Source organism: Candidatus Amarolinea dominans, assembly GCA_016719785.1.
GTDB lineage: Bacteria > Chloroflexota > Anaerolineae > SSC4 > Amarolineaceae > Amarolinea > Amarolinea dominans.
Genome location: JADJYJ010000017.1, coordinates 239,246 through 250,133, shown reverse-complemented (window position 1 = coordinate 250,133; position 10,888 = coordinate 239,246). Strand labels below are relative to the sequence as shown.

Below are 10,888 nucleotides of genomic sequence, written 5' to 3'. Positions count from 1 at the left end.
TGCTGGCCGTGGAGGGGATGCGCGCAGAGTGACTTCACGACGACGGTCGTCATCACCGAGCCAATCACACCCAAAGCCACCACGCTCGTAACCCGCACCGCTGTCGTCAGCGAGACCATCGGCCTCAGCCGTGACCAACGTCATCGAGGTGCTGGGCCGTCCCAAGCGGGATAGCGCTGCCGCCATGAGTCTGCCGTCGTGTCCGTGGCCTTCCAGCCCGGATGGGCGCTGGCTGGCCACCGCCTCCGGGGACAACACCGCCCGGCTGTGGGATGTGACGAACCCCGGCGTCGCCCCCATCGTCCTGGCCGGCCATGCGGATGCCGTGGCGTCCGTGGCCTTCAGCCTGATGGGCGCTGGCTGGCCACGGCGTCCGGGGACAACACCGCCCGGCTGTGGGATGTGACGAACCCCGGCGCCGCCCCCATCGTCCTGGCCGGCCATGAGGAAGCCGTCGTGTCCGTGGCCTTCAGCCCGGATGGGCGCTGGCTGGCCACGGCGTCCGAGGACAACACCGCCCGGCTGTGGGATGTGACGAACCCCGGCGCCGCCCCCATCGTCCTGGCCGGCCATGCGGATATCGTCGTGTCCGTGGCCTTCAGCCCGGATGGGCGCTGGCTGGCCACGGCGTCCGAGGACAACACCGCCCGGCTGTGGGATGTGACGAACCCCGGCGCCGCCCCCATCGTCCTGGTCGGCCATGCGGATACCGTCTGGTCCGTGGCCTTCAGCCCGGATGGGCGCTGGCTGGCCACGGCGTCCAGTGACAACACCGCCCGGCTGTGGGATGTGACGAACCCCGGCGCCGCCCCCATCGTCCTGGCCGGCCATGCGGATGACGTCTGGTCCGTGGCCTTCAGCCCGGATGGGCGCTGGCTGGCCACGGCGTCCAGTGACAACACCGCCCGGCTGTGGGATGTGACGAACCCCGGCGCCCCCCCATCGTCCTGGCCGGCCATGAGGGTGCCGTCGTGTCCGTGGCCTTCAGCCCGGATGGGCGCTGGCTGGCCACCGCATCCGGGGACAACACCGCCCGGCTGTGGGATGTGACGAACCCCGGCGCCGCCCCCATCGTCCTGGCCGGCCATGCGGATGCCGTGGCGTCCGTGGCCTTCAGCCCGGATGGGCGCTGGCTGGCCACGGCGTCCAGGGACAACACCGCCCGGCTGTGGGATGTGACGAACCCCGGCGCCGCCCCCATCGTCCTGGCCGGCCATGAGGGTGCCGTCGTGTCCGTGGCCTTCAGCCCGGATGGGCGCTGGCTGGCCACCGCGTCCTGGGACAACACCGCCCGGCTGTGGGATGTGACGAACCCCGGCGCCGCCCCCATCCTCCTGGCCGGCCATGCGGATATCGTCGTCCGTGGCCTTCAGCCCGGACGGGCGCTGGCTGGCCACGGCGTCCTGGGACAACACCGCCCGGCTGTGGGATGTGACGAACCCCGGCGCCGCCCCCATCGTCCTGGCCGGCCATACGGATGACGTCTGGTCCGTGGCCTTCAGCCCGAATGGGCGCTGGCTGGCCACGGCGTCCAGTGACAAAACCGCCCGGCTGTGGGATGTGACGAACCCCGGCGCCGCCCCCATCGTCCTGGTCGGCCATGAGGATGCCGTCGAGTTCGTGGCCTTCAGCCCCGATGGTCGCTGGCTGGCCACCGCCTCAGACGACAACACCGCCCGGCTGTGGGATGTGACGAACCCCGGCGCCGCCTCCATCGTCCTGGCTGGCCATGCGGGTTACGTCTATGGCGTGGCCTTCAGCCCGGATGGGCGCTGGCTGGCCACGGCGTCCAGGGACTACACTGCCCGGCTGTGGGATGTGACGAACCCCGGCGCCGCCCCCATCGTCCTGGCCGGCCATGCGGGTTACTTCTGGTCCGTGGCCTTCAGCCCGGATGGGCGCTGGCTGGCCACGGCGTCCAATGACACCACCGCCCGGCTGTGGGATGTGACGAACCCCGGCGCCGCCCCCATCGTCCTGGCCGGCCATGAGGGATGGGTCTGGTCCGTGGCCTTCAGCCCGGATGGGCGCTGGCTGGCCACGGCGTCCAGGGACAACACCGCCCGGCTGTGGACCTGGCGCGTGGCAGATCTGATCGCGACGGCCTGCCGTTACGCGGGGCGCAACCTGAGCACGGAGGAGTGGGCGCGCTACTTGCAGGACAAGCCGTATCGGCGCACATGTGAGCGGTGGCCGGTGCATCCGAGCGTTCCCCAACTCTTGCTTGATGAAGCCCACGTCCTGGCGGAGCAGGGTGCCATCTCTGGCGCATTGGCGAAGTTCGAGGAGGCGTTGGCGCTCGATCCCGATCTGAAGATTTCGGCTAAGGATTGGAATGCACTCTGCTGGTACGGCGCAACCTGGAACCAGGCGGCGCTGGTGCTCGATGCGTGCGAGACCGCCGTCAAGCTGGCGCCTGATGACGGCAATATCCGCGGCAGTCGCGGCCTGGCGCGCGCGCTGACGGGCGACGTGCAGGGAGCAATCGAGGATTTCGGAGTTCGCGCTTAAAGAGAGCGAAGGCGGAAGGTCTGGGCGAAGAGTTCATCCAGTCGCGCACGCAATGGGTCAAGGCGCTGCGCGAGGGTCAGAATCCGGCGGTAATTTTCGATGCGGCCACGTTGGAGGGGTTGCGCGGCGAGTAGGCAGGGGGCGTTTGGAACACGAAGCCGCGAAGACGACGAAGCGCCTGCGGCCGAAGCGCGAAGCACGCGAAGATGGCCGGCGCGGCGGGATTCCTTCGTGATCTTCGTGCTTCGCGACCTTCGTGAACCTTCGCGACTTCGCGATCCAAAACCTTCGCGACTTCGCGATCCAAAACCTTCGCGACGACGGCGCGCAGCTCGTCCATGAGCGAACTGGGCAGGATGGTCTCTCTGACTGCGGACGGGATGCTCCGAGTCTGGCCGACCGATCTGCAGGCGCTGCTCCATCTCGCCTGCCGAACGGCCGGCCGCGATCTGAGCCAGGAAGAATGGAACAGGTACATCGGCGATGTGATGGAGCAGCGCCCGGTATGCCAAAACTTCACGGCGAGGGGTCAACAGAATTGACATCGGTTTGGGATACGGTGGAAGAGCGCCTTGTGTTGAGGTAAGTTGGCATCTGCAGCAGGATAACGCATGGATGAGATAGCAAACTCCAGCATGGAATCCCCTGGCAGCGCTCCGAAGACGGGCGCAGCCAGGAGCACGAATATCCAGGTAGGCATCTCGGCCGAGACGGTGCGAGATGGCGGCCGCGTGGCGGGCGTCAATGTCGAAGGCTCGATCCTGGGGCCGGTGACCATTCACGTCAGCGGGCCGGCCGACGACCTGGCCAGGTTCGGCGCGGTGGACCTCCTGTCTGACCTGCCGCTGCCGCCGCTCGACCTGCCCGACAAGCCCTATCGCTACCTCGACTGGTATCGCCGCGAGGATGCCGGCATCTTCTTCGGCCGCGGCCGCGAGATCCGGCAGCTCTACGACCGGGTGACGGCGCCGGATGGCGCGCCCATCGTGCTGCTCTACGGCCAGTCGGGCGTGGGCAAGTCGTCGCTGCTGGCGGCCGGGCTGCTGCCGCGGCTGGAGGCCAACCACGCGGTGCGCTACGCGCGGCGAGATCATGCCCTGGGCCTGGCGGGCACCCTGGCCGCTGCGCTGGGAATCGGCCCCGACGCTGACCTGGCCGCGACCTGGCGCGGGCTGGAGACGGAAACCGGCCGGCCGCTGCTGGTGATCCTGGACCAGGTGGAGGAGCTCTTCACCCGGCCTAACCGGGGGCAGCCAGGCGAGATGGCCGTCTTCCTCGCCGCCGCGACGGCCCTCTTCGGCGATGCGGGCCAGCGGCCGGCCGGCAGGCTGATCCTCAGCTTCCGCAAGGAGTGGCTGGCCGAGATCAAGGAGCGCCTGGCCGAGGCCGGCCTGCCCCGCGGCGAGGTCTTCCTGGAGCGCCTCAACCGGTCGGGCATCGTCGAGATCGTCACCGGCCCTCGGCGCACGGAGCGCCTGCGCGCCCAGTACGGCCTGGAGATCGGCGACCCGCTGCTGCCCGGCCAGATCGCCGACGATCTCCTGGCCGACCGCGAGTCGCCCGTGGCGCCCATGCTGGCCATCCTGCTGGCGGACCTGTGGGACGCGGCCAGGGCGCGCAGCTACGCGCGGCCGACCTTCGACGCCGACCTGTACCACGAGTTCCGCGCCCGCGGCCTGAAGCTGGACGACTTCCTGGCCCGGCAGTTGGGTGTCCTGCACGGCAAACTGCCCGAGGCAGTGGACTCCGGCCTGGCGCTCGACCTGCTGGCCCACCACACCACGCCCCTCGGCACCGCGGAGCAGCGCACCCTGGCCGAACTGGAGCAGACCTACGGCCATCGCCAGGACGTGCTGCCCGCCCTCGTGCAGGAGTGCCGCGACCTCTACCTGCTGGTGGACCCGTCCCGCAACCAGCCCGACCAGCCGCCCGCCAGCCGCCTGACGCATGACACGCTGGCGCCGCACGTGCGCAAGCGGTTCGATGAGTCGGTGGCGCCAGGGCAGCAGGCGCGGCGGATTCTGGAGAGCCGGGCGGTGGAGTGGCAGGAGGGGAAGACCGGCGCTCCCCTGGATGCAGCCGATCTGAAATGGGTGGAGAATGGTTTGCGCGGCATGCGACAACTCAGGCCGGCTGAGGATCGGTTGATGCAAGCAAGTCAGGGATGGCGGACACGTCGTCGAAGAGAGCAGCTTGGGGCGTTTTTTGTCCTGCTGACATTGATGAGTGTGGTGCTGTGGCCCGCCGTACAGTCCAGACTCCTCTTGAATCAAGCTCAGCAGTTGGACGTCAGTGTGCCCGTGGAGGATTTCGAGATCGGCCAGTATGAGGTGAGCATCGCTCAGTACAAGAGATGCGTATCGTCAGGTCATTGCGAACCCCCAGACCCCTATGAGTTGTATGCTGATCAGGCCAAGCAAGATGTCCCGGTCACCAATGTCAATGCTTTCTAGCGCTTTCCCTATTGCCGTTGGCTGGGAAAACGGCTCCCCTCTGCCGAAGAATGGGAAATCGCAGCGCGCCGGACGTACGGTAATGATGTTATTCTGTCTGACGATTCTGTTCAGCCCGACTTGGAGATCAACATGCTGCGTCCTGAGCCAGAGCAGGAGATGTGGCCTGTGCGTCCGGCCGGCCCTGATGCGACCACAGCGCGAATCTTCCACTTGATCGGTAATGCGCGAGAATTGACCATGACTGTCAGTGACCGGGAGCCGGAAACGCTGTGGGATGGTCAAGACCGTACCATGCGCGTTACCGCTGTTGGGGGCAGCTTCTATTCCCATATTGACCGTGTCACAGACCGCTACCCGATGTACCCCGACTCAGAAGATGTCGAAACGGGTTTTCGTTGTGCATCCGAGCTACATGCCAAGTGAGGGTCACCGCGCCCTCTATCAACACAATCAGGAGGTTTTATGAGTGAGCCATTTAGTCTGCAGTACAACCAGAACATCCGCGTGACCATCGCAGGCACTGACCAGAAACTGAGGACATTTCTCGGAATGGATTCAAACCATACGGGCGATTTTAATGAACCGGGTCTCTGGCCGCTGGTGCTCTACGAGGAAGTTAACGGTAAACAGAAGGTTGTTCCGCCAGATCGTGTGTTCCTGGAGCAACTTGAGAATCTGTTCGATAACCTTGCCCCTGAAAGAGGTATCAGCGACCCACCCGATCCTCCCCCGGCCTGGTTCGTCAGCGCACTACCGAAATCAGTGCAAAGCGTATTCGGGGCGAGGAGATCCACACCAGATCTACACGGGAAGTGTTTTCTGATACGCAGGTTTTGGCCGCCATGCAGAATGCGCTGATGGTGGTTGAAAATAGCGATTGTAGCCCTGATGAGACTCTTAGCTTTTCCGACAAATCAATCGTACTAGCAAGTTACGATTACTATGAGTTTCGGTGGAATGGCATCGCGGCCCTGAGTTGTCATGCTGACGGTAATGTTGAAGTCTATGTAGCGACTCTGCTACCAGCGCCTCGGCTGCTTTGCACTGCCAGCAAGAAACGTCCCATCTCGAAGTGGCTCATTGGAAAGACGGGAGATCCCACTTGTCCACTCAAAAAAAAGAATCTACCGAACAGGGCGCCGGTGGGTATCCTGATCATGAACGAGGACCCTACCCAAGCAGCTACCTACAGTTTGTCTGCCCACTGTTCTTTCGGAAACACGCTAAGTCCATCGGGAGTTGCCTGAGAAGATTCAGGGGAGGTTACCCATGCCAACAACACGACGACAAGCCCTCATCGAAACAGCCACCAACGCTGTGCGCAATGGTGATGTCAAGGCGGCCCTGGACGAGATGCGAGCGTACCTGGGCAATGGCTTGACTTCTGACCATGAAGATCCTTATTTCACTGACGGCTCGTTTCAATCGGTTGGATCGAGAGAGAAGAGATGGCTTGATTGATCGGGATGAATATCGAGTCGAGACCAACGAACTCATTCGTTCACTGCTCGACCTCCTACACCGATTTCCAGAACCACCAAGCCTGCAAACTCCCGATCTTGCCGAAGATTTCGATGTGCCCGAGGACGCCGGCCTCGAGAAAATCATTGGCGCCAACAACCTGCGCCAGATCGCCTGGCTGGAACAGGGCACGCTTGCAGCTCGCAGTGTGTGCCGTATCATCACCCCCGCTGGCCAGGGCACAGGCTTCTTGATTGCTCCCGGTTTGGTTCTCACCAACAACCATGTGCTGCCCAGTGCTTCTGCCCTGCCGGGGTCTCGCGCTGAGCTCAACTACCAAAACGACGCCAACGGTCAACTGCTGCCATCACATCGCTACAAATTCGACGATCGGCAGTTTGTTACGAACGAAGCACTGGACTTCACACTCGTCGCCTTGCTATCCGACCCAACCAGACCACCGCTCGACCAGTGGGGAATCATGCGCCTGAATCCCGAAAACGAGCCATTACCAAATGAGCACGTCGTAATCATCCAGCATCCCGAGGGCGGCCCAAAGCAGATCTGTCTGACGGCTAACCAAGTTGTCAACATTTGGGACCATCGCCTGCAGTACACGACCGATACCCTGCCGGGTTCGAGCGGCGCACCCGTGTGTAATGAGCGTTGGGAAGTGATTGCGCTCCATCATGCGGGTGTGGCAATCTCAAGGTAAACGCCAAAGGCGAACGACGGTTTGTCAATGAAGGGATTCTGTTGTCGCACATCCGCGCTGCGGCGGGTGGTTTCTGGCCGCATTGATACTCATTATCTCTGCCAGCCATGAACCATTCCACATCCTGGGCGATCCGATTGCGGTCGGCCCTGCGCAGGCAAACGGCTATGCACAAATGCGCCAGTGAGGTTGTGAATATGGAGCGAAAATAAGATATCATGTCCTGAAGACGTGCAACGTGCAGTGGTAGCTCATCTGTATAACGATGAACTTCTCGAGGCCCTCGATTCCTTGCTACCCTTCGAAGGCGCGACTGGCTTTGCAGGGCAGTTGCGGCTTCGCGTACAGTCAGCAGACGAGAATCGCAAGAAGGAAACGATCAGCCGAGGTGAGTACGAGGTCATTCGCAACCGCATCCGTGCTGATATTATAAGTCTGGTTCGTGGTGACGAACCTGGCTGGTTATTGACTGATGACGATCGGCAGGAACTTGAGCAACTGCTTGATCAGGTGGAGACGTGGCTCAAGAATGAATACAGTGGCAAAATCGGTGATGCGCCACGCCTGGATATGCCATTCTTGATTGATCTGAAGGCCGTTGATTTTCCCAGACCATCAAATCAGGAGATCAATCTTCGCAGCGGGGAGAGCGCCATAGCGTTATTCGAGCGTTTTGGCGGCCAGATTCTGATTCTGGGTGAAGCCGGATCAGGCAAGACATCCGTTCTGGCTCAAATTGCCGGGCCATCCGCTCGCCAAGCACGCCAGGATCCCAGGCGGCCCATTCCGGTTGTGATTGATCTCAACAACTGGCAGCCCAGCGACGCCAACTTCGCTGAGTGGGTGGTGGGTCAAGTCCATCTCTACTACGTGCAGTTGCGTGAGTCCGTACGCAGTTGGCTTGCAGCGCACAATCGCCTTGCCATTCTCTTCGAGAACCTGGACAGCGTCCCTGCAGACACACGCAGCAGCTGTGTGCGTGAAATCAACGCTTTTTTCGACCAATACTCTCCATCCGTCACTGTCGTCGTATGCCGCACCGCCGCTTACGAACAGTTGCCGATACGCTTGAGACTGCATGCCGCCTTGCGCCTGCAGCCCCTGACCGAGGCAGAGATCATCAACTATCTGCGACATGCCAACTTGCCGGCATTGAGCCAGATCATCACGGCTGATCCCGATCTGATCGAATTGGCCAGGACACCCTTTGGCCTCAACTTGCTCTACGAGGTGTACAAAGATCTGAATGTAGATGACGTGACCCTTCTCTCTGGCGAAACACCCGGGGCGCGTCGCCGACACCTGCTCGATCAATATGTTGATCGAGTCTTTGCGCGGCTAGTTCCTCAGACCAAAACGATGTTTAGTAGGGGACAAACCATGAACTGGTTGAGCTGGCAGGCCTGCAGAATGAAGGAAAATCACATCAACCTGTTTTGGTTCGAACGCCTGCAGCCCAACTGGCTGCCCAACGCGTTTTGGCAGCGGGCTTACATCATGTTATCTCGCCTGATTTTTGGCCTGACAGCAGGTTTCTTGGGCGGTATTCCTATTGGACTTGGTCTGGGTTCAACCCCGGAGGACCTGTTGCGGCTTTTACGAAGGAACGCTCGCCGGGATTATCGGTGGCCTTGTTGTCGGCGCCTTCGATGCCTTCTTCGAGCGCCCTTTGACGGCTATCCTTGATCGGCGCGTTGTAACTCGCTGGCATGCTCTACTCGCGACATTCACCATTTTTGTGAGTGTAGCGTTTGCGGTTTTCCTGGTTTTCTTCGCGCTCAAGGTCGAACCCTGGCCCAAGGAGGGAGCGGCCGTCGGGGTGCTGGTAGGCTTGAGCTTTGGACTCGTATTTGGTATAGAGCCAAAAGACGGCCGCCGTCGCCCTGTGAACGATATCAAGGCAGGGTCGGTAGACCGACTGCGATGGGATTGGACGCGGGTTAGGCGTTTCGGCTGGATTGGTCTGGCGATCGGCGCGGTGGGCGCGCTGATCGTTTCGGTGACTGACTGGCCGCTGACAGGTTCAGGAAATCCTACGCTTGAGTGGGCAGGCACTGTTGCCAGTCGGCTGGGATTGGGCCCCGTGGGAACGGCCGTGACTGTTGTCATTAGCGTCGGAATCATTTGTGGTGCGGCGACCGTTGTGGTGTCAGGGATCAGCGGAAGCGTCCTCAACCCCAAACGCCGCTCATCCCCAAATCAAGGAATTCGACTGGCTGCACAGAACGCAGCCACGATTGGATTGATTTCTGGTATCGCCTTTGCGTTGATCGGATCGGTGATGGGCTTCCTGGCCTCGCCTGCAAGTGTTTGGGCGTTCACCCTGTATGGCCTTTTTATCGGCTATCTGATGTTTCTTTGGTTTGGCGGCTTGGACACCTACCTGCACCATGTATTGCGGCTGTTCCTTTGGTGGTTGAAACTGGCTCCGCGGCCTGACCAGCATCAGAAATTCCTGGATGACTGCGTTGAATTGCGTTTTCTGATTTCTGTCTTTGCCGGCTATCAGTTCCAGCCATGCCTATTGGCAAGAATACTTTGCAAATCAGGCAACCGACCGCCTGACAGATGCTCAGATCAATCGTAACGCTTGCACGTCAGACAGAGATGGGGTAGAGTCACCATGAGCAGATTATAAGAATCTGCTCATGGTGATCTTGTGCAATCAACCTGCCCGACCGTTGTGGCGCGATCCAACGATACGACTCCTCTGCGATCTCCGCGGTGAAGAATGCGGTTGCGTTTGGAATTGCTGACGTTTGCAGCCAGGAACTGATGTCAGTACAATTCTGTCCCCGCAACGACCACCAACCCCTGTGATTCTGCCAGCGCACCGGCCACGCTCTCCTCGGCGGACAGCGCCTCACCCGCGGCCCAGGCCGCGGCAAAGGCGGCGTCGGTCAGGCTGGCGCGCACGCTGGCGAGAACCTGCTCGTAACCCGGCTTGTCCACCGGCAAAAGGGGCAACCCCATGGCGCCGCGCAACTGGCTGGCCGCGCCCAGCAGGGTGACGGCCCGTTCTGGCCGGTGTAAATCCTGCCACACCTGGGCCAGCCCTTCCAACCGAACGGGAATCTTGGGGCGCACCTCCTGATACAGCGTCAAACTCTCCTGCATCAGGGCCAGCGCGTCAATGTACTCATGGCGCCGGGCCGCCACCTGGCCCTGGGCGAACAGCGCCTCCGCCTCCAACCACCAACGGTCCGTCCCGCGGCTCAGACGCCGGCTTTCTGCCAGCCGTTCGGCCGCTTCGTCGAGACGATCTGTGTACAGCGCCACCTGGCCCAAGTGATAGAGGGTTGCCGCCACAAAGCCCTGGTTCGGACTCCCGCGCGCCAGGGCCAGGGCTTCCTGCCATTGGGCGCGGGCCTGGGCCAGGTTGCCCTGCGCGAAGTGCAGATCAGCCCCGACATGTAAGCCATAGGCTCTGCCAATGGGCAATCCGCGGGAACCTTCGATCTCCGCCTTCTCCTGCACCGTGCGCGCCGCGGTCGCGAAATCTCCCATGCTGACCGCCATGTACGAAAGGTAACCCAGGGCCATTGACACACCGTTCGGCGCGCGCAGTTGGCGGAAAATTGCCAGGTATTCCTGAATCAGCGCAACCGCCTCGTGCAGCCGGCCGGCGTCCCAGGTGCGCAGAGCCAGGTCGCAGAGAGGATGGGTGAGCGCCCATTGGTCGCCGGTCTCCCGGAAGAGCGCCACCGACTCCTGAAAACAGGCAGTGGCTGTATGACGGTCACCC

13 protein-coding genes are annotated in these 10,888 nt (G+C 62.1%); 11 read left to right on the top strand and 2 right to left on the bottom strand.

Translation table 11 applies throughout. The features are described 5' to 3' along the window. The first annotated feature begins 267 nt into the window (after positions 1-267). From IPM84_17900 to IPM84_17890, 3 genes are read left to right on the top strand one after another with little or no spacing between them, the layout of a single operon-like run. The gene (locus tag IPM84_17900) at positions 268-1,050 is read left to right on the top strand and encodes a WD40 repeat domain-containing protein (protein ID MBK9094602.1); all 783 of its coding nucleotides are present in this window, start codon (positions 268-270) and stop codon (positions 1,048-1,050) included. Further along, positions 972-1,481, top strand: a complete 510-nt coding sequence (locus IPM84_17895) for a PD40 domain-containing protein (GenBank protein ID MBK9094601.1) — start codon at positions 972-974, stop codon at positions 1,479-1,481. Before IPM84_17900 ends, IPM84_17895 begins: the two co-directional genes overlap by 79 nt. After that, positions 1,363-2,511, top strand: coding sequence for a PD40 domain-containing protein (locus IPM84_17890; GenBank protein MBK9094600.1), 1,149 nt, complete (start codon positions 1,363-1,365; stop codon positions 2,509-2,511). The genes IPM84_17895 and IPM84_17890 overlap by 119 nt, the downstream gene beginning before the upstream one ends. Positions 2,512-2,587: 76 nt before the next feature. On the opposite strand, the gene IPM84_17885 is transcribed toward IPM84_17890, so the two are convergent. Continuing rightward, entirely contained in the window at positions 2,588-2,851 is a 264-nt protein-coding gene (locus tag IPM84_17885) for a hypothetical protein (GenBank protein MBK9094599.1), read from the bottom strand. On the opposite strand from IPM84_17885, the gene IPM84_17880 reads away from it, so the two are divergent. The 8 genes from IPM84_17880 (at position 2,850) to IPM84_17845 (ending at position 9,730) form a co-directional block, all read left to right on the top strand. Then, positions 2,850-3,053 carry a hypothetical protein gene (locus IPM84_17880; GenBank protein MBK9094598.1) on the top strand — a complete coding sequence of 68 codons (204 nt, stop codon included), beginning with the start codon at positions 2,850-2,852 and terminating at the stop codon, positions 3,051-3,053. The genes IPM84_17885 and IPM84_17880 overlap by 2 nt on opposite strands. 69 nt (positions 3,054-3,122) lie before the next feature. Then, complete coding sequence (locus IPM84_17875) at positions 3,123-4,964, top strand: ATP-binding protein (GenBank protein MBK9094597.1); 1,842 nt, start codon at positions 3,123-3,125, stop codon at positions 4,962-4,964. Positions 4,965-4,985: 21 nt separating this feature from the next. Then, positions 4,986-5,390, top strand: coding sequence for an SUMF1/EgtB/PvdO family nonheme iron enzyme (locus IPM84_17870; protein ID MBK9094596.1), 405 nt, complete (start codon positions 4,986-4,988; stop codon positions 5,388-5,390). Positions 5,391-5,429: 39 nt separating this feature from the next. Further along, entirely contained in the window at positions 5,430-5,825 is a 396-nt protein-coding gene (locus tag IPM84_17865) for a hypothetical protein (GenBank protein ID MBK9094595.1), read from the top strand. Between the two features lie 411 nt (positions 5,826-6,236). After that, positions 6,237-6,428, top strand: coding sequence for a hypothetical protein (locus IPM84_17860; protein ID MBK9094594.1), 192 nt, complete (start codon positions 6,237-6,239; stop codon positions 6,426-6,428). Next, entirely contained in the window at positions 6,421-7,143 is a 723-nt protein-coding gene (locus tag IPM84_17855; protein MBK9094593.1) for a trypsin-like peptidase domain-containing protein, read from the top strand. The genes IPM84_17860 and IPM84_17855 overlap by 8 nt, the downstream gene beginning before the upstream one ends. 231 nt (positions 7,144-7,374) lie before the next feature. Beyond that, positions 7,375-8,829 (top strand): NACHT domain-containing protein, encoded by a 1,455-nt coding sequence (locus IPM84_17850; GenBank protein MBK9094592.1) that lies wholly within the window; start codon positions 7,375-7,377, stop codon positions 8,827-8,829. Next, entirely contained in the window at positions 8,813-9,730 is a 918-nt protein-coding gene (locus IPM84_17845; protein ID MBK9094591.1) for a hypothetical protein, read from the top strand. Before IPM84_17850 ends, IPM84_17845 begins: the two co-directional genes overlap by 17 nt. A 191-nt stretch (positions 9,731-9,921) precedes the next feature. Here IPM84_17845 and IPM84_17840 read toward each other — a convergent pair whose 3' ends face one another. Further along, positions 9,922-10,848 (bottom strand): tetratricopeptide repeat protein, encoded by a 927-nt coding sequence (locus IPM84_17840; GenBank protein MBK9094590.1) that lies wholly within the window; start codon positions 10,846-10,848, stop codon positions 9,922-9,924. Positions 10,849-10,888: the final 40 nt, after the last annotated feature.

Excerpts from the sequence above, each read along its gene's own strand:
- IPM84_17880 (MBK9094598.1), top strand. The coding sequence starts at position 2,850 with ATGAGCGAACTGGGCAGGATGGTCTCTCTGACTGCGGACGGGATGCTC.
- IPM84_17885 (MBK9094599.1), bottom strand. The coding sequence starts at position 2,851 with ATGGACGAGCTGCGCGCCGTCGTCGCGAAGGTTTTGGATCGCGAAGTC.
- IPM84_17875 (MBK9094597.1), top strand. The coding sequence starts at position 3,123 with ATGGATGAGATAGCAAACTCCAGCATGGAATCCCCTGGCAGCGCTCCG.
- IPM84_17865 (MBK9094595.1), top strand. The coding sequence starts at position 5,430 with ATGAGTGAGCCATTTAGTCTGCAGTACAACCAGAACATCCGCGTGACC.
- IPM84_17860 (MBK9094594.1), top strand. The coding sequence starts at position 6,237 with ATGCCAACAACACGACGACAAGCCCTCATCGAAACAGCCACCAACGCT.